Genomic DNA, 17,477 nt, shown 5'->3' on the forward strand with positions numbered 1-17,477 from the left:
GCCGCCCGCGCGGTTTCGCATGCCCAAATATTTGACCTCAAGTTCAAGAATATCGACCGAAAACGAGGAACCATGGATCTCGGACTCAACGGCCGCACCGCCCTGGTCACCGGCGCGGGACGCGGCATCGGCCTCGCCGTCGCCCGCGCGCTCGCCGCCGAGGGAGTGAAGGTGGTGGGCGCAACCCGCACCGCCACAAAGGAGTTGGCGGAGGTCGCCACCGTCGCGACGGCCGACCTGAGCACCCGCCAGGGCGCGGAGAGCGCGGTCGAGCAGGCACTGGCGGCGCTCGGCGGCATCGATCTGCTGGTCAACAACGTGGGCGCGGGCGACGCCTCCGTGTTCGCCCTGGGCGGCGTGCTGGACGTCGCGGACGAGCAGTGGCAGTCGCTGTTCGACCTGAACGTGATGTCGGCGGTGCGCACCACCCGGGCCGCGCTGCCCAGCCTGCTGGAGCGGCGCGGCGCGATCGTCAACGTGTCCTCGATCAACTCCCGCATCCCCACCGGCTCCCCGGTGGGGTACGCGGAGGCCAAGGCGGCACTCACCCAGTTCGGCAAGCGCCTCAGCGAGGAACTCGCGCCGCGCGGGGTGCGCGTCAACACCGTTTCGCCCGGCCCGACTTCCACCGACCAGTGGACCTCCGCCGGCGGCTACGGCGGCCGGATGGCCGATGCCATGGGCGTCCCCCTCGATGCTCTGCTGGACGGACTGCCCACCCAGGCGGGCACCGCGTCCGGCCGGCTCTCCACTCCGGAGGAGGTCGCCGACCTGGTGGTCTTCGCCCTCTCCGACCGGGCCGGCAACATCCACGGCGCCGACCTGGTCGTCGACGGCGGCACCCTCAAGTCCGCCTGAAGCAAGCTGAGTTGACGACGGCTTAGCCCAGCGGCCGGGTCCACCGGCGCCACCGCTCCTCGCGCCCGTACCCGGCCGCCCGCCAGGCCGACTGCCCGAGTTCGTTGTGCTCCAGCACCATCGCGTCGGCCCGCCGCCCGCCCAGCGCCTCGAAGCGGGCGTGCGCGGCGTCCAGCAGCGCGCCGCCGATGCCGCGGCGGCGGGCCGACGGGTGGACGGCCAGCCGGTAGAGGTGGCAGCGCCAGCCGTCGAAGCCCGCGATCACCGTACCCAGGATCACGTCCTCCGCCACCGCCAGGATCAGCGCCTGCGGGTCGCGCTCCAACAGCCGTGCCACGCCCGCCCGGTCGTCGCTGATGCTGGTGCCCTCGGCGGCCTCGGCCCAGAAGGCCAGCACCGCGTCGACGTCGGCGGGCAGCGCGGCCCGCAGTTCGTACTCGCTCATGGCGCCTCTTCCTACCAGCGGCGATGCCCGCGCCACCAGCCATTTACGGTCCCGCTCTTGACGGCACCGGCCCCGCGCCAGCAAGGTGTGGGCCACTCCCTCGCACCGCTTCCCGTCCCGACCCTCCCCACCTCGGAGATGGCATGCGTGCGCAAAGAACCTCCCATCACTACCGCCGCGACGGCCTGCCGATCGGCCTCGCGGCCGCCGCCCTCGCGCTGGCCGGCGTCGGCCTGGGCCTCGGCCTCGACTCGCCCGCGTCGGCGGCGCTGCCGACCGTCGACGTCGTCGACAACGGGCACTTCGATCAGGGCAATCGGATGCTGGCGTGGAGCTGCGAGAGCGGCCTGGTGCTGCCGCCGTCCGACGCGTTCGGCACGCTGGAGGGGCATCCGACCGACAGCAGTTACGCGGGCTGCACCCAGCGCGTCACGGTCGAGCCGAACTCCACGTACCGGCTGAGCGCCCGGGTCACCGGGCCGTTCGTGTTCGCGGGCGTCACCGGTTCCGGCACCACGGACATCGCGCTGTGGTCGAACCAGAACGACTGGAACGAGCTGACGGGGACGGTCACCACCGGGCCGGACACCCGCACGCTGATGGTGTACTTCCACGGCTGGTACCAGCAGGGGCCGTACCGGATCAGCTCGTTGGAGCTGTGGGGTCCGGGGCAGCCGCGGAACACCTGCCTCCCGCTCCCGGCCGTCGACACCCCGGCCCCGTCGGCCAGTCCGTGCTACCTGACGCCGACCGCGACACCCAGCCGGACTCCCGCGCCGTCCACCAGCTGACGTCCGAACACCCCGTACGCACACTCCACGCCCACGCCGACTCCGACCTGGTCGGGCACGGACTGCTACCCGCCGCCCGTCCCGTCCTCGCCGCACACCACCCGTCCTCGCCGTACACCACCCATCCCCTCGGGCTCGCCCAACCTGCCGGCGGACAGGAATTGACGATGCGTCAGCCCCGCAGCGCCCAGACCGTGGTGGTCTTCACGGCCGCGTCCTCCAGGTCCGCGGCGACCGGGACGGCGTACTCGGCGAGCGCGGTGAAGCGTTCGCGCGGCAGGTAGGCGCGGCCCGGGTCGCCGACCACCACGGTCGCGCCCCGGGCGGCGGCGCGCTCCAGGAACGGCAGGAAGCGCGCCGCCATCGCCCGCTCGTAGAACACGTCACCGGCCAGCACCACCTGGCAGCCGTCACCGTCACCGTCCAGCACGTCCGCCAACTCGGCCGTCACCGTGACGCCGTTGTCCGCCGCGTTCACGGCGATCGCGGCCACCGCGTACGCGTCGATCTCCGCCGCCCGCACCTGCGCCGCGCCGCTCAGCGCCGCCGCGACGCCGACCAGGCCGGAGCCCGCCGCCAGGTCCAGCACGGTGCGCCCGGCGACCAGTTCGGGCCGGTCCAGCACGCGCCGGGCCACCGCGACGCCGCCCGCCCACGGGAACGCCCAGAACGGCGGCGGCAGTCCGATCTCGCCGCGCTCCCGCTCGGTGATCTCCCACAGCGCGATCGCGTCCTGCGCCATGTGCAGCCGCACCTCGGGCACGAACGGCACCGGCCCGGGCCGGGTGTGGGCGCGCACGAACTCCGTGTCGGCGGACGAGATATGACGGTCCGCGGCACTCCGCAGCGTGGTGGTGTCGTTCCCCATGGCGCACAGCCTAGGGGCAATGATCGCCACCACCGCGCAACCCGGATCCGCCACCACACGATCACCGGGACGCCACCACACAACCACCGGGATGCCGCCGCACGATCACCGACTGATCACAGACCACGTACCGTTTCGATACCGAAGCCATGATGAGCTGCGGAAACGCTCGCTCCGCGGAGGGTGCCCGAGTACGATCCGGGCAGACGCCCCGGCACTCACGGCACACGCGTTGTGCCTGGCCATGGGCGGCGGCTTGCGCGGGGGCGCGCCCGGCACCACACGCCGGTGCGCCGCGATCGGCGTTCACGGCACCGCGCGCCAGGGCAGTCGCGCGAAGCGGAAGGGCAGCGACTTGACGGATCGGCTCACCGGCGGCGACTCCTCACTGCTGCGGCGGATCAACGCCGCGGTCACCCTGCGGTCGTTGCGCGACGGACAGGCCGTCACGCTCACCCAACTCGTGGGCGACACCGGCCTGTCCAGGCCCACCGTCGAGGGCGTCATCGAAGGACTGCTGGAGTCCGGACTCGTCGCCGAGGTCGACCACGTCCAGGAATCCGGCCGCCAACGCGGCCGCCCGGCCCGCTGGTTCCGGTTCCGCGCCGAGGCCGGGCACGTCCTCGGCATCGAGATCGGCGTCCACGACCTGCGGGTGGTCCTCGCCGACCTGGCCGGCGAGGTGATCACCAGCTTCGCCAAGCCGCTGGACGAGTCGATGGAGGCCGAGGAGCGGCTCAGCCAGCTCCGCACCACGGTCGCCGAGGTCCTGAAGAAGGCCGGTGTCTCCCGGGACAGCCTGTGGGAGGTCGTCGTCGGCACCCCCGGCATCGTCGACCGCGAAGGCGTCATCCGGCTCGGCACCGCGATGCCCGGCTGGACCGGCCTCGACCTCGGCGCCCGGCTGCGCCGCTCGTTCCGCTGCCCCGTGGTGATCGAGAACGACGCCAACCTCGCCGCCATCGCCGAACACTGGAAGGGCGCCGCCGTCGGCAAGGGCGACGTGGTGTTCGTGATGGCCGGCCTCAGCCCCGGCGCCGGCTCACTGATCGGCGGCCGGCTGCACCGCGGTTTCGGCGGCGCGGCCGGCGAGATCGGCGCGCTCCACCTGCTCGGCCGGCAGGCCACCCCCGAACGCCTGCTCTCCACCACCGGCCAGCCCCTCGACCCGCTGGACGAGGCCGCGGTGGCCCGCGTCCTCCGACTGGCCCGGGAGGGCGACCAGGTCGCCCAGGTCGCCATGGACCGCTTCCTCGGCCGCCTGGTGCACGACGTCACCGCACTCGTCCTCGCCCTCGACCCCGAACTCGTGGTGGTCGGCGGCTGGGCGGCCGGCCTCGACGGCGTCCTGGAACCGCTGCGCGAACAGCTCTCCCGCTACACCCTGCGCGCGCCCGAAGTCGCCCTCGCCGCACTCGGCTCCGAGGTGGTGGCGATGGGCGCACTGCGAATCGCCCTCGACCACGTCGAGGAACAGCTGTTCGCGGTCGATCCGCCGTCCCGGTAAGGCCGTCCCACGGCAGGCGGCGCAGCTCCCGGCCGCCGCCGAACCGGTCGCGGGCTCAGGTGCGCACCGGTTCTCGATCGGCCCAACTCATGGCTGTGCCACCCCTGTTCACCGGTCCGATGCGGCAAACAGGGGTGGCACGGTCAAACTTTTGCCCAAGCGGCTCGTCAGGACGCGGCGGTGGCCGCGACGTTGGCGGCGGCCGGGGTGGCGACCTGGACGGCCGCGCCGGATTCGCCGAAGGTCAGCTTGCAGGTGTCGGCCCGGTAGGTGGAGACACCGACGGCCGCCAGCCGGCCCGCCGCCGCGTACTGGGTGGTGACCACCAGCACCGGGGTGCCCGGGGGGCGCTCCAGCAGCGCGGCCTCTGCGGTCTCCGCCACGCCCAGTTCCACCGAGCGGGACTCGTTGTCGACGCCCAGGCGCTCCAGCTGGCGCAGCACGCCGCGGGCACGGTCGCTCGCGTCCACCACCACGGCCAGCCGCGGCAGCCCGGCGGCCGGCACGTGCAGCGCCTCGGCGGCGACCGTCACGCCCTGCACGATCCGCAGCCGGCGCACCGTGTGCACCTGCTCGCCCTCGGCGATGCCGAGCGTGCGGGCCAGCGCGGCGGGGGCGGCGGCGGTGGTGCAGTCGACGACCTTCCACTCCTGGCCGCGCGCGGACCCGGCCCGGCCGGACTCGCGGTCGCCGACCGGGATGCCGATGCGCGGGGCGGCGACGAGCGTGCCGATGCCGCGACGGCGCACCAGCCGGCCCTCCAGCTCCAGCTGGTCGAGCGCCTGTCGCAGGGTGGCGCGGGCCACACCGAAACGGGCCGAGAGCTCACGCTCGTTGGGCATGACCTGGCCGGTGGAGAACTCGGCGTCCATGGTGCGCAGCAGCACCGAGCGCAGGTGCCAGTACTTCGGCTCCGCAACCGCCGGAAGCGTTCCTTGCCCCACCGTGTCCTCCACCCTGAAGGCCGTCGGGGCCCGCCACTGCTCCCCGGTTTCGGCAGGTGGGGAGGGCGGGCTTTATCCGTCCTTCTTTATTAAAGGTCTTTGCAGTAAGTGACAGTAGGGGGTGCCCGTGGACATGGTCAAGACCAATGGGAAGGGTTCCTGCCGGGCACGGCGAACCGGTGCGCAACCGCAACCCGGTACCCTCGCCGGGTGAAGAGTGTTTCCACGGTCAACGTCAACGGGATCCGGGCAGCCGCCAAGAAGGGCTTCCTGGAGTGGATCGACGACACCAAGTCCGAGGTGGTCTGCCTGCAGGAGGTCCGCGCCGAGACCGAGCAGTTCGGCGAGGTGCTGGCCCGGCTCGACGGCTGGCACGCGGTCTGGGCGCCGGCCGCGGCGAAGGGCCGCGCCGGAGTCGCCGTCCTGTCCCGCCGCGAACCCGACGCCACCCGCATCGGCTTCGGCTCCGCCGAGTTCGACACCTCCGGCCGCTACGCCGAACTCGACCTCCCCGGCCTGACCGTCGCCTCCCTCTACCTCCCCTCCGGCGAGGTCGGCACCGAGCGGCAGGACGAGAAGGAACGCTTCATGGCCGAGTTCCTCGTCCACCTCGGCGCCCTCCGCGAGCGCGCCGCCGCCGAGGGCCGCGAGGTCCTGGTCTGCGGCGACTGGAACATCGCCCACCGCGAGGCCGACCTCCGCAACTGGAAGGCCAACCAGAAGAAGGCCGGCTTCCTCCCCGAGGAACGCGCCTGGCTCTCCCGCGTCCTCGACGACCACGGCTACGTCGACGTCCTGCGCCGCCACCACCCCGACCAGGAGGGCCCCTACTCCTGGTGGTCCTACCGGGGCCGTGCCTTCGACAACGACACCGGCTGGCGCATCGATTACTTGATGGCCAGTCAGGGACTCGCTGCCACCTGCACCGAGGCGTACGTCGAGCGCGCCGCCTCCCACGCCGAACGCTGGTCCGACCACGCCCCCGTCACAGCGGTCTTCGACCACACGCTCTAGCCAGGGAATCCGAACCGCTGCTGCCGTCGGCGCGCGGCAGCAAGGGGTGTCACGGCAATCGAATGCATACCGCCCATCAGGGCGGGAGTAGGTGGCTGGGGCGATGCGGCCATCCCGGCTTCGGCTGGTGGCGGGGTCGCTCGCGCGTCCCGGCGCCGGGCCGGACGCGTGACAGCGCCCCTCGCGCCCGAAAGGCCCCAGGGGCAACCGGCCGGCTCCGCGCTTCTCCTCTCATCTGGCGAGGGAGGGCAAGCGCTGCCCCGCCACTCGGTCCCACTACGGGCCCGCACCAGCAGTACGTCGCCCACCGTCAGCAGTCCGCCACCGGCCAGGCCGGCCCACGTCAGCGCCCCGGGCGCGCCCGTGTCCGGCAGGCCCGCACCGCCGTGCGGGCCGCACCGAGGGGCCGCTGCGGCCGGGCACCTTCGCGCAAACGCTCGCCGCGCCTGCCCTTCGGCGAGCATGCCTGCACCGCCACACAGACCTGCGCCTGGCCGCTGTGCACCGCCTCCCCCTGCGCGTCCCGCGCCGAGGCCGATGCGGCGTTGGCCGCCTGGCCCGCCCGTCGGCGTCTGGTTCTGCCTCACTACGCCGTGCACGGGGTCGGCGCGAAACGGGAAAGACGAGTTGGGCGGGTGTGGTCCGGGTCTGCGACGAGTACATCGTCACCGAGGGCGGCCTCAAGGGGCAGCTCGGCTACTTCTCCCGCGACCCCGGCGGCGCAGTCACAGGTGTCGACCTCGCCGGCCGCCTCTTCCAGCGGGTCACGGAAGCATCCTGATCCGGCGCGGGAAGTGCGGTCCCGAACGACCGCCCTTCCCGGCACCCCCGACCAGCGGCAGCCAGCTCACGGACACGACTTGTCTCCATCGCAATGGTGGTGCACCTGCACCCGTACGCGGTGGCGCACTTCCACCTGTGCACCGACAGTGTGGCGACGGGCGAAGTCCCATGGTGCGGGTGCGTTCTCGGCCTCGTACTCCGAGGCGACACCGAAGACGCTTCCGCAAGCCCGGCCGCCGGCAGGTCGGTGTGCACGCAGCCGGGCACGGCCGCGGGCAGCAACTCCCCGTCGTGGTGCAGGTTTCAGCCCTGCTCGAGCGGGGTGGCGTCCTCCCTCGGCGCAGTTCCTCGGTGCGGGTGCGCGAAACCCCAAGGGCTGCCCGACCGGCCTGTCCACGAACGGGCTGCGGCGGCTGCCACCCCTGCGATCCGGCCGGGCGGCACTTCTCCGGGCCGTCCCGACGTTCCGTGCGGTGTCCGGGAGTTGAGTGCCCATCAGGAATGGACGGCGCGGGCCCGCCGGACAGTTGGGGGATTCCCCCGTTGAACGCCCGCTTGTCGGCGAGACGGCCGGGGAGATCACCCCACACCTGGGCGCGGCGACCACGGTCGAGCCGTGCGCCTCCCGTTAGGAACACCTGCGGCCGCTGACCACCGCGGGCATCACCGCGCTGCCCGGCTGTGCAGCAGTGTCCGCCGCCCAAGGGGCTTGGTCGCTCGCCGAAGGCAGACCGGACCCGCGCAGCCGGGCACAGGGCTCTTCACGGCCGGGCCGCCTACCCGTGGCGGAACAACACCAGGTGGCGGCAGGGCAGTTGGCCCGGTGAAGCGGTCGACGAGGACGTACAGGCCGAGGAGTCGCTCCCCCCACATTGGCTACGGCCGACCAGCTCCGACCGCCGAACCCGGGATTCGCCCCGCAGTCGAAGCGCGGACGAGCACCAGCGCCATGACCGCCCCCGCCACCACTGCGGCGGCGTGCAGGACGGCCGCGACCGCGAGACTCTCCGGCGGCAACACGTCGGCACGCCCTGCCAGCGCCACGTACGACGTGAGCGGCAGCTTCCACGCGCTCCACGCGAACAGCGAACCCGTTCCCAGCCAGCCGAACGTCAGGGGCACCCAACGGGGCAGCCGTCCAAAGTGGCCTCGACCGACCGCCCAGGTGGCAGCGGAAGCGGTGAGCGCCCACAGTCCGCACACGCCGTTCAGCAAGTGCCAGTTGGCGTCTCGGGCCGACGGGTGCGCGACACCGGCCGGACCGCCGACCGCCCAGTAGAGCCAGACCGTTCCGACCGCCGCCCCGACGCCGACCGCCCACAGCACACGGCGCGGGCCGACCTCGCCGTTCCCGCCGGCCCGGCCGGCGAACACGTCCGGCCAACGCCGCCGAAGGTACGCGGGGAGGGCGACCGCGAGGCCCAGCCCCATCCCCACGAAGCTGATCTCGATCAGCACGGCTTCCCAGCCCGGTATCGACCGATCATCGCTGTCACTCGATTGCTCACCGTCCGACCCGCCCAGCAGCGAGGCCAGGGCGGCATACGGCAGCATGGCCACGAGGAATCCCGAACCCACCCAGGCCGCGAACGCCACCAGCGGCCCCGGTATCCGCATTCCCCAGGGCCGCACGAGGGCGAGGGCCATGACGATCCCGGTGCCTGCCATGCCGATGGTCACGGTGTTGAGCACCACCCAGCCGGCCAGGTCGAATCCCTCGCCGATCGGCAGGAGTCCGGCGATCGCGCCGACCACCCACGAGACCTTGATCAACAGATAGGGCGCCATCACCAGCGCCGCCCCGTACGCAGCCGGCCGACCCACCCGGTCCAATCGATCCACCGCGGGTTCCCTCCTCAGTCGTGGGAACCACACCTTCATCCACCGCCCCGCCCCGTCACATCGTGCGCGGGTCGTACGGGCATCCTCCGCCAGGACGAGACGAGACATGCGGGTCCCGCGTTCCGGTGGCGATGGGCACCGCAACGCTCGCGGAATCGTCTCCATAACGGCCGATGTTGAAACGAAGCTCGCATGGGAAATGAGGAACGAGGGGATCCGAGAAATGGAGATCGTCATCAACGGGTCGGTCTGCGAGGGGACCGATGCGACTAAATTTCTTCAGGTAGGCTGCCTGAATGTGGCGCCCCTCCCCCTCCCCGAAGGCTATCAGCTCACCGTCTGGCATCTGGATGAAAAGGGAGACGGAAGCTTGGTGAAGACTCCTACAGTGCTCAAGGGGCGCGGAAAGCCGAAAAAATGAAACCGGACAGACGGCCTGCCGCGAACCCCAGAATCGCCAATGACCGCCGAATAGAAACAGACCGAAGCACGACAGGACGAATCGAATTTTCAACCTCGGCCTGAAGTGATTCCATGGGATCTTCATGGGCGGTGCCCGGATTAATTCCGGGCACCGCCCTTTTCCTGCGGGCAGCGATCGCCGGCCGACTGGCCGCATATCCAAATGGTCAGATTAAGTTATCGCCAACAAAGACCTTGATAGACGGTGCGGATCAAATAGAATAGGAGGGTGCGGTATTTGCTAATCAAGGCAGCTAGTAAAGTGGGGGTATTTCTCTGGATAGAACATCTGATCAAGACAGCGACGCAACCCGCCGTCGACGATGTGGTCCAACCACGGGATCGATTCGAGAAGAGCGGCGAGATCGTCCGTGACGGACAGCTCCAGGAAGGCTCGAAGGTTGTCGGGGACAGGGCCGTCGGTGAGGCACAGCCATGTCAGGGCCGCGCATACCCTGACTTCTGCAGGCTGATTGCAGTCCTGCCACCAAGCGCACATTTGATCGATGGTATCCGGGTGCCGTTCTTCCCACGCAAGCTGGCCGATTGCCAGCACCAGGCAGGCACGTACCGCGGGATCCTCTTCATCCTGAAACCGAGCGCTCAGGCAGTCTGCGACCGACGCGGGCCTGTTCGGAACGGCGGCCAAGGCGTAGGCAGAAGCCTGGCGCACTTCCGGATCAGGATCGCCAAGCAATGGCAGCAGCAAGCCAGCGTCGGCCGCCAAGGCCTCGCGAGCGGCCTGTACCGACCAGTTTGCAAGGTAGCCGGAGGGTTCAAATACTATCTGGTCATCGGCACGAGCGGCTCGCAGTAGACCGGTGCGGCTACCGTCCCCGAAATACTGGCGTCGAACCAAGCCCGCAATGACCCGCAGGATACCGGCACGATGAAAGGGGAGGGCAACGACAATGCGGACCAAGAAGGGAATCGCCAAAGCACCAGCCGCCGAACTGGTACCCTGCTGAAGCAGTCTCCCCGAAAGTTTGCTGAGCGCTTCATTAGAGCTACGTTCATCGCCGGTGCGAGCCTGCTCCAGAAGATCAGGCACATCACTACCGGGCCCGTATGCATGGCTGAAATTACTCCATGGAACGGCGCCGTAGACGAACCCATTTTTTACTTCCACCGGCATGTGGGCAACGACAAAACGCACGTCTTCTACTGTGCCGGCATGGAATTCCATCCCTTCCTCGCTCCACACCGAAGGAGCATCCGACCCACCCCGCCAACTCATCAAGAACCTCTTTCATTGCGCATACCAGAGTCAGTGTTGGAGCGTTGCCGTCGCAACGCTAACCGGGAAAAGCATATTCGTTCGAAGTAGCCGCCAGCCCCATCCATTAGGCGCCCGCATGAGCGGGCACCGCCGAACCGGTCGTCCATGCAGAGCGACAAGCGAATAGGGGGCGAGACACGAAACGATCGTATTTTAGCCAAGCACAGCGGCTCTACAACTGATGGGCCTACCTCGCTCCATAGGAACTCATAACACGATCTTGGTGATCGTTGCTGTGGGGAGCGACCGATGTGACGATTCGTCCGTTCGCGATGGCGTGAGTAACAAACCGTGGATCGTGGACGACGAGCTGTGGGCCGGGTCGAGCTGCTGCTGTCAGCCTGGCCGGAGCGGTCGCCGGGCCGCGTCCGCTGGACGACCGGCTGTGCCTGCAGGGCATCCTATTCGTGCTGTACACCGGTATCACCTGGCAGCAGTTGCTGCCCGAACTGGGCTTGGGCTCCGGGAAGACCTGCTGGCGCTGGCTCGGCCGCTGGCAGGAGGCCGGGGTGCTCGCGGCCCTGCACCGCATACTCCTGGCCGAATTGAATGCGGCCGGACTGATCGACTGAACGCGCGTCTGCGTGGACGCCTCCCACGTGCGCGAGAAAAGTAGTTCTCAGCAAGCCGGGCCGTAGCGCCCCGTATCACCTGATGGTGTGGGGAGGGGCGGAGTCCGCCCGTCCGGGGGCGGTGCTCTGTTGGGGTGGTGGTGTGAGTGAACGCAAGCCCTACCCAAGCGACTTGACGAACGAGCAGTGGTCGTTGATCGAGCCGGTGCTGACTGCATGGAAGGGCCGGCACCGGTCGGTGAGCGGCCATCAGGGCGTCTACTCGATGCGGGAGATCGTGAACGCGATCCTCTACCAGGGCCGGACCGGCTGCCAGTGGGCCTACCTCCCGCACGACCTGCCGCCGAAGAGTGCGACCTACTACTACTTCGCAGCGTGGCGGGACGACGGGACCGACCGGGTCGTCCATGAACTCCCGCGCTGCCAGGCCCGTGAGCGGGCCCGCCGATTAGAGGACCCGACCCTGGTGGTGCTGGACACGCAGAGTGTCCACGCGGCCGCCGGGGTCCCCGCCTCCACGACCGGCCGGGACCCGGCGAAACGAGTGCCGGGCCGCAAGCGGGCCCTGGCCGTGGACGTCCTGGGACTGGTCATCGCCGTCATCGTCCTGGCCGCGAACACGCACGACAACGCCGCGGGCATCGCCCTGCTGGACCACGTCGTGGAGAACACCGGCGGCAGCGTCCGCAAGGCCCTGGTCGACCAGGGCTTCAAGAAGCAGGTCACCACGCACGGCGGCCTTGTCGGCATCGACGTCGAGACCGTCGAACGCAACCCGCACCAGGCGGGGTTCGTCCCGCAGCCGAAACGCTGGAGGGTCGAACAGACCTACGGGATCCTGATACTGCACCGGCGCCTGGTCCGCGACTACGAGCACCGCCCGGCCTCCGCCGCCTCCCGCATCTACTGGGCGATGACCCAGGTCATGGCCCGCCGCCTCACCGGCACGAACACACCCACCTGGCGCGACCCGAAAGCGGTGACGGCGTGAACATCCAACCCCTGCTCGACGCACTCGACCTCCAGGAGAACGCCGCCCACTACGTGGCCGACGGCATCGACGAGCGGGCCCTGAACCAACGCGGCGGCGAGAAGGACTGACCACAACGGCGGTGTCGCGGAGCACGCTGCCCCCGCGACACCGCCGTTCTCGGCCACCGCACTTCCCGCTGTCAAGCGTGGCAGACGATGCCGATCACCGTTACCGCGACGGACTCAGCCAAGCACACCGCGGCGAGGCCGATCTTCAGGGCGATCCGACTACCCTGCCGTCCCGCTCGGCCAGGATGACGCCCTGGCCGATACACATCCGGAAACCGCTGGGAACGCTGCTTCCTCAGCGGAGCGTCGCCCTGTATCGCGAGATCGCGCCCGGGCAACCTCTACCGGTAGTTCCACTCCTCGCTCGGCAGTGAGTGCCAGAGGTCGAGCCAGTTGTGCAGTAGGAAGAGCGGTCGGGTCAGGTTGATGTCGCCCGCGCGTTGGGAACGGATCGCAAGGCCGAGGTCGGGGAAGACCGGGTCGCCGGCGACGCTGTACATCAGAGGGCCGTGCAGTGGCCGGTGAATGAGCCAGTCCTCCAGTTGGGACGGTACGCAGCCGGTCAGCGGAACACCGTCCAGCCGTACCTGGGGACCGGTGAGGGCGTTCACGGCCACGCACTGCAGGCGGTTCATCCGGAAGAGCGCCCTGACTCCAGCGGTGCGGAAGTCGACGTAGATGAGCCTGCGCTCGTAAGTGTCGGGAGCGTGGTAGCCCGAGACAGCCCCCTCTTCGCCGAGGGCGGCGGTGATCTCCTCCAGGGTCATTCCGAAGTGCAGCGGCCCCACCCCGATGTGCGGCGTGAACGTCCACTCGTCGCGCTCCTCGCTTCGGGCGATCCTCCACAGGCCCCGATGCTCCGGCGCGCCTCCCTGGACGGCTGTTGGCGCATCGGGTGCCGGCTCGTGTGGGGCCGTTCGCTCCGGTGCCGCCCGGTCCGGGTGCCATCGGCCCGGGGGCTCCAAGGCGGCGGTGTCCTCCGGCTGCTCGGCCAGCCATCGGATCGCCTGCCCCTGGCCCTCGTCGAACGGGTTGTTCGCCAGCTTGTGCGCCCGGTCCACAGCCGCGCGGTGTTCCTCTTCCGCGGTGGTGAGGTCTGCGATGTCTTCGCCCCAGGTCTCCAACCGCTCCCGCGCGATCCACCGGTAGTACGAGTCCGCGCTCCGGGCCAGCACATCGCGGACGACGGGTGCGTAGCGGAGGATCGACGCGGCGGGGGCGGGATCTGCCAGCAGAAGGGCGGTGGCCGCGACAGCAGCCTCCCTCACCTGCGGATCGTCGTCCTCGCAAAAGGCCGCGACGCGGGTGTGGAGCGTCGGCCGTACAGCGCGAGCGGCGGCAAGATCCTGCGGTGCGCCGGCACCGTCCTCCGGGTCCAGACGAGCGACATCGGCGAACGAGGCCAACCAGTTCAACAGCTCCGCGCGCAGCGGTCGCGTGCCGGCTCTCCGCTCCCACTGTCCGCTGGTGAGCATGCGCGGATCGTCGAGGAGGGCGGAGACGACCAGAGCCGCCGGGGCGGTCGCCGGGAACACCCGCTCCTGGTTGAGGAGCAGCCGGTACAGGTCCCAGACCGCTCGCGCCCGGCGGGTGTGATCGTTGTCGAGTAGTCCTATGAGGATGTCCGGTGTGTCGGGCACGTTGTGCAGACCGGTACAGACGTGCGGCAACTCACTCCACGCGGTGCCGGTGAGCTCGGCCAAGGCGGGAGACGGTACGGACGCTGCGAGAGCGCTTGAAGGACTGGCGGCTGTTTTGTCGATCACGGCCGCAGTGTTCCAGCCAGCTCCGACACCTGTGGGATGTCAACGCGGATGGGAGATACCCCCTACGTAGGAGCCGTTCGGGAAACGATCTCCAGTGAATCGGGACGCGATCTTCAGTGGCCGATATCGTCCCTGGTCAGCACCGCTCGTGAACGACCCGACATGCGAGCCCACCAATCCCGGAGACCATGTAGAGGGTTCAGGAGTGGGGTCACCCGATCAGGGAATGGCACCACACCTGTAGCACGGCTCAGCCTGGATCAGACCGGCACTGAGCTGGCCAAACCCGCCCTTTCTCACCTCACGCTGCACTCCAGCCCCAGAGAACGCAGGTGGCGAACAGCCTCCATCCGTCCGTGAAGTCGATGGTGGCTCCGTACCGGAACCCGGGCGGGGCGGGGCGGGTGCTGTAGCGCACGGCGCGGACGACGGCGCCCTTCTGCTCGCTGGCGGCGAGCGCGGTCAGCAGGGCCTGCTCGATCTCGGCGACCTGGGCCTTCCCGCCGCCGGGCAGGTCGGGCATCGGCTGCTCGGCCAGCTGCTCGCCGTCGGCGGCGGCCGGGGCAGTGTTGGACGCGCCGGTGATGGTCCACTCGCGCCACTGTGTCGCCGGGGCGACATGCGGTCGGAGGAAGCCGCGGGCGATCGCCCGTTCCCACACGGCCAGTTCCTCGCCGACGATCGGCCGGATCTCGATGCCTTGCTGTGCGTCGTTGCACATCCGCCCACGGTACGGCGGCCCCGGAAGCCGGTCATCCGGTTTCCTGCCGCCCGCCCGGGAGCCGCGCCCGCGCCCGACGGTGCGTCAGGAGCTGTCGGCGGCATCCGAAAGAATGTCCGGCATGACACTGCTTCCCGTCACCGCGCCCGCCTCGCTGGTCCGACGCCACGGCCTCGACCCGGAGGCCCACGACTGGGGCATGAAAGCGGAGCACGCGGTGGCAACCCCCGCCGGGGACACCTACGTGCTGAGCATCCTGTGGCGGCACGACCGGTACCCCCGCGATCCGGCGGTGCCCCGCTTCAGCGAGCGGATGATCACCCGTTACGACGCCGACGGGACGCCCGTCGCCACCGCCGTGCTGGAGCAGCACTCGGACAGCCGGGTGGCGGCCGTCGGCTGGGGCAGCGACGCGAACCTGGCGGTGCTCCCGGACGGCTCGCTGGCGGTCAGCACCAGGCCGGGCAGCACCCACCTGGTCTCCCCCGGGCTGGACGAGGTGCGGGCCGGCTGGCCGATGCCCACGGCGGGCGTGCTCGCGGACGGGCCGGCGGGCGACCCGTTCGCCGCGTCGGTCGCGGTCACGCCCGGCGGGCGGCTGCTGTGCACGACCTCCGAGTACAAGGTGGACAACTGGGCGGGCGCGATCCTCAACCTGGTCGCCGTCACCGAGCCCGGCGACGTGCTCGCCCCCGGGCACAAGCCGCAGCTGCGCGCGATCGCCACGCTGACCTCCCGGACGCCCCGTCAGACCGGTGCCGACGCCCAGCCGCACGTCGTGTTCGGGGACGCGCCGGTGCTGGGGGCCAACCGCCCGTCGCCGTCGCTGGCCGAGGCCCTCACCGAGCTCACCGGGACGCACCGCAGCCTCTACGGCTACGACCGGTCGTTCATGACCCGGCCGTCCGCGCTCGGCGACGACCTGTTCGTCGTCCCGGTGTACGGCCACACCTTCCGCTCCGGCAGCCGCGGCCAGGAATTCAGCTTCGCGCTGCTCGACGACCGGGGCACGGTCCGCGGCCGGCTGGGCGGCCTGCACCTGTACCAGGACAGCCCGTTCACCGGTTTCGACTTCACCGTCGCCGCCGACCCGTACCGCGCCCGCGCCTTCCACCTCAACCGCTACGGCCTGTACGCCTGGACCGCCGACGGGGCGCTGCGGGCCCGGGTGTCCACCGCCGACAAGCCGTTCAAGCCGCTGGTGCACTTCACCCTGCTCGACTGCACCCCTGCCGGCGAACTCCTCCTCGCCCACCGCAAGCAGCACTTCGTGCTGCGCATCCCCGTCCCCGCCGACCTCGCCGACCTCCCCACCGCCGTCGAGGCCACGCTGTCCGGCATCGCCAAGGCCCGCAACGCCGCCAAGAAGCGCTACCAGCCGGTGAATTGGCTCTGGGCGGAGGACGCGTCCACCGTCCACCGCCTGTGACCCGGTCGTTCAGGCCGGCTTCCCGGCCGGCCCCGCCGCCGTGGTCTCGACCCAGTTCATCGTCCGGGCCGTCTCGTAGCCGAGCGCGTGGTTGATGCCGATCACGTGGGTGCTGGTGGTGGCGGTGCAGATCAGCTCCAGGTCCGACCGTTCGCCGGCGATCGTCCACGTCTGACGGGCCTTCATCGCCCGACCGAGCCCGCGCCCGCGGTGCGCGGCGAGCACCGAGGTGTCGTGGATGTAGCCGATCTCCCGGCGGTGCGGGTAGCTGTGGACGACGTGCACGCCGACCACCTGCCGGGTGCTGTCGTCGACGGCGACGACCACCCGCTGTTCGGCGCCGGCCTGGGCGAGTTCCCGGTCGGCGGCCCGGACCAGTTCGGGCGTCCAGGCGGGCTCCCGGTGGCTCGACCGGCCGGACGGGGCGTCCTCGATCGCCCGCCGGGCCGCGGCGTAGGAGTTGACGAGTTCCTCGGGACAGGCGCCGGTCCACTGCGTCAGCCGGTAGCCGGCCGGGACGGGAACGTCCCACAGCCGTGCGGGAGTCGCCGCGAGGCGCAGGACCTGCATCACCATGCTGTGCGTCACCTCGAACCCGAGGCCCACCGCCCAGGCCGACCCTGCGAAGTCGGGCTTCACCGGCTGGCCGAGGACGATGCCGCGCCCGGACTCCACGACCGCGGGCATCGCGGCCCGCAGCAGCGCCGTCCCGACGCCGAGCCGCCGCAGCTCCTCGGGCGTGGGACTTCCTGCCGTCGCAGTGTGCCCCGATCCGCCGCCGGCCGAGCGGTTTTGACCCGTCGTCACTGCGGGGCGGGCGGCGTCAGGGGCGGGCGTAGAAGTCGGGGCGGCCCGTGATCCAGAGGCTGGCCTGTTTGATGTCGGTGCCCGGGCGGAGGCCTCGATCATCTGGTCGTCGCCGGTGTAGAGGGCGACGTGCCACCCCCACCCTCGCCGCCCGCTCCGTCGAGGCCCGCGTCGAACGCGCCGCCGCCCACGCGGAACGCTGGTCGGACCACGCGCCCGTCACGGCCGTCTTCGACATCGCCTGACTCCCGTACCACTAGATGCAATACCGGTGACTTTGTGTGGTTTTGGTCGTTGGGCTGGTTGTGCCAAGGCCTGGACAGGTGAAGTCGTCGGCGGGTGAGCGGT

At 70.4% G+C, this 17,477-nt stretch carries 16 protein-coding genes and 2 pseudogenes; 10 read left to right on the forward strand and 8 right to left on the reverse strand.

Annotation, left to right across the window (positions count from 1 at the left end; all coding sequences use genetic code 11):
* The first annotated feature begins 72 nt into the window (after window positions 1-72).
* Window positions 73-858 carry an SDR family oxidoreductase gene (locus ACFYST_RS28765; protein ID WP_387866525.1) on the forward strand — a complete coding sequence of 262 codons (786 nt, stop codon included), beginning with the start codon at window positions 73-75 and terminating at the stop codon, window positions 856-858.
* Between the two features lie 22 nt (window positions 859-880).
* On the opposite strand, the gene ACFYST_RS28770 is transcribed toward ACFYST_RS28765, so the two are convergent.
* Window positions 881-1,303, reverse strand: a complete 423-nt coding sequence (locus tag ACFYST_RS28770; protein ID WP_387866527.1) for a GNAT family N-acetyltransferase — start codon at window positions 1,301-1,303, stop codon at window positions 881-883.
* Window positions 1,304-1,446: 143 nt separating this feature from the next.
* Between ACFYST_RS28770 and ACFYST_RS28775 the strand changes: the two genes are divergently transcribed.
* On the forward strand, window positions 1,447-2,094 hold the full coding sequence (locus ACFYST_RS28775) for a hypothetical protein (protein ID WP_387866528.1): 648 nt from the start codon (window positions 1,447-1,449) through the stop codon (window positions 2,092-2,094).
* 172 nt (window positions 2,095-2,266) lie between these two features.
* Here ACFYST_RS28775 and ACFYST_RS28780 read toward each other — a convergent pair whose 3' ends face one another.
* Window positions 2,267-2,962 carry a class I SAM-dependent methyltransferase gene (locus ACFYST_RS28780; protein ID WP_387866530.1) on the reverse strand — a complete coding sequence of 232 codons (696 nt, stop codon included), beginning with the start codon at window positions 2,960-2,962 and terminating at the stop codon, window positions 2,267-2,269.
* Between the two features lie 355 nt (window positions 2,963-3,317).
* Between ACFYST_RS28780 and ACFYST_RS28785 the strand changes: the two genes are divergently transcribed.
* On the forward strand, window positions 3,318-4,469 hold the full coding sequence (locus ACFYST_RS28785) for an ROK family protein (protein ID WP_387866533.1): 1,152 nt from the start codon (window positions 3,318-3,320) through the stop codon (window positions 4,467-4,469).
* Window positions 4,470-4,636: 167 nt separating this feature from the next.
* Here ACFYST_RS28785 and ACFYST_RS28790 read toward each other — a convergent pair whose 3' ends face one another.
* Window positions 4,637-5,413 carry a GntR family transcriptional regulator gene (locus tag ACFYST_RS28790; RefSeq protein ID WP_387640914.1) on the reverse strand — a complete coding sequence of 259 codons (777 nt, stop codon included), beginning with the start codon at window positions 5,411-5,413 and terminating at the stop codon, window positions 4,637-4,639.
* 210 nt (window positions 5,414-5,623) lie between these two features.
* Here ACFYST_RS28790 and ACFYST_RS28795 point away from each other — a divergent pair, with 210 nt between their 5' ends.
* Window positions 5,624-6,427 carry an exodeoxyribonuclease III gene (locus ACFYST_RS28795; protein WP_387866536.1) on the forward strand — a complete coding sequence of 268 codons (804 nt, stop codon included), beginning with the start codon at window positions 5,624-5,626 and terminating at the stop codon, window positions 6,425-6,427.
* Window positions 6,428-7,064: 637 nt separating this feature from the next.
* Window positions 7,065-7,208 carry a hypothetical protein gene (locus tag ACFYST_RS28800; protein ID WP_387866539.1) on the forward strand — a complete coding sequence of 48 codons (144 nt, stop codon included), beginning with the start codon at window positions 7,065-7,067 and terminating at the stop codon, window positions 7,206-7,208.
* Between the two features lie 878 nt (window positions 7,209-8,086).
* Here ACFYST_RS28800 and ACFYST_RS28805 read toward each other — a convergent pair.
* On the reverse strand, window positions 8,087-9,052 hold the full coding sequence (locus tag ACFYST_RS28805) for a hypothetical protein (RefSeq protein WP_387866542.1): 966 nt from the start codon (window positions 9,050-9,052) through the stop codon (window positions 8,087-8,089).
* A gap of 37 nt (window positions 9,053-9,089) precedes the next feature.
* On the opposite strand from ACFYST_RS28805, the gene ACFYST_RS28810 reads away from it, so the two are divergent.
* The gene (locus ACFYST_RS28810) at window positions 9,090-9,473 is read left to right on the forward strand and encodes a DddA-like double-stranded DNA deaminase toxin (protein WP_387866574.1); all 384 of its coding nucleotides are present in this window, start codon (window positions 9,090-9,092) and stop codon (window positions 9,471-9,473) included.
* 282 nt (window positions 9,474-9,755) lie between these two features.
* Here the strand turns inward: ACFYST_RS28810 and ACFYST_RS28815 are convergent, their stop codons facing one another.
* On the reverse strand, window positions 9,756-10,718 hold the full coding sequence (locus ACFYST_RS28815; RefSeq protein ID WP_387866545.1) for a HEAT repeat domain-containing protein: 963 nt from the start codon (window positions 10,716-10,718) through the stop codon (window positions 9,756-9,758).
* Window positions 10,719-11,028: 310 nt separating this feature from the next.
* On the opposite strand from ACFYST_RS28815, the pseudogene ACFYST_RS28820 reads away from it, so the two are divergent.
* A pseudogene (locus ACFYST_RS28820) lies at window positions 11,029-11,362 on the forward strand (transposase); the annotation flags it as partial.
* Between the two features lie 145 nt (window positions 11,363-11,507).
* Window positions 11,508-12,356, forward strand: a complete 849-nt coding sequence (locus ACFYST_RS28825) for an IS5 family transposase (RefSeq protein WP_387866547.1) — start codon at window positions 11,508-11,510, stop codon at window positions 12,354-12,356.
* A gap of 391 nt (window positions 12,357-12,747) precedes the next feature.
* Here the strand turns inward: ACFYST_RS28825 and ACFYST_RS28830 are convergent, their stop codons facing one another.
* Both ACFYST_RS28830 and ACFYST_RS28835 read right to left on the reverse strand, forming a co-directional pair.
* A complete protein-coding gene (locus tag ACFYST_RS28830; RefSeq protein ID WP_387866550.1) occupies window positions 12,748-14,109 on the reverse strand; it encodes a hypothetical protein in 1,362 nt (453 codons plus the stop codon).
* 364 nt (window positions 14,110-14,473) lie between these two features.
* Window positions 14,474-14,893 carry a hypothetical protein gene (locus ACFYST_RS28835; protein ID WP_387866552.1) on the reverse strand — a complete coding sequence of 140 codons (420 nt, stop codon included), beginning with the start codon at window positions 14,891-14,893 and terminating at the stop codon, window positions 14,474-14,476.
* 121 nt (window positions 14,894-15,014) lie between these two features.
* Between ACFYST_RS28835 and ACFYST_RS28840 the strand changes: the two genes are divergently transcribed.
* Window positions 15,015-16,322, forward strand: coding sequence for a hypothetical protein (locus tag ACFYST_RS28840; protein ID WP_387866554.1), 1,308 nt, complete (start codon window positions 15,015-15,017; stop codon window positions 16,320-16,322).
* 9 nt (window positions 16,323-16,331) lie between these two features.
* On the opposite strand, the gene ACFYST_RS28845 is transcribed toward ACFYST_RS28840, so the two are convergent.
* A complete protein-coding gene (locus ACFYST_RS28845) occupies window positions 16,332-17,129 on the reverse strand; it encodes a GNAT family N-acetyltransferase (RefSeq protein WP_387866556.1) in 798 nt (265 codons plus the stop codon).
* Window positions 17,130-17,260: 131 nt separating this feature from the next.
* Here ACFYST_RS28845 and ACFYST_RS28850 point away from each other — a divergent pair.
* Window positions 17,261-17,374: pseudogene (locus tag ACFYST_RS28850) on the forward strand (exodeoxyribonuclease III); the annotation flags it as partial.
* Window positions 17,375-17,477: the final 103 nt, after the last annotated feature.

The sequence above is a fragment of the Kitasatospora sp. NPDC004614 genome (assembly GCF_042873675.1).
In the GTDB taxonomy this organism is placed as follows: Bacteria; Actinomycetota; Actinomycetes; order Streptomycetales; family Streptomycetaceae; genus Kitasatospora.

Excerpts from the sequence above, each read along its gene's own strand:
- ACFYST_RS28775 (WP_387866528.1), top strand. The coding sequence starts at position 1,447 with ATGCGTGCGCAAAGAACCTCCCATCACTACCGCCGCGACGGCCTGCCG.
- ACFYST_RS28765 (WP_387866525.1), top strand. The coding sequence starts at position 73 with ATGGATCTCGGACTCAACGGCCGCACCGCCCTGGTCACCGGCGCGGGA.
- ACFYST_RS28835 (WP_387866552.1), bottom strand. The coding sequence starts at position 14,893 with ATGTGCAACGACGCACAGCAAGGCATCGAGATCCGGCCGATCGTCGGC.
- ACFYST_RS28770 (WP_387866527.1), bottom strand. The coding sequence starts at position 1,303 with ATGAGCGAGTACGAACTGCGGGCCGCGCTGCCCGCCGACGTCGACGCG.
- ACFYST_RS28780 (WP_387866530.1), bottom strand. The coding sequence starts at position 2,962 with ATGGGGAACGACACCACCACGCTGCGGAGTGCCGCGGACCGTCATATC.
- ACFYST_RS28840 (WP_387866554.1), top strand. The coding sequence starts at position 15,015 with ATGACACTGCTTCCCGTCACCGCGCCCGCCTCGCTGGTCCGACGCCAC.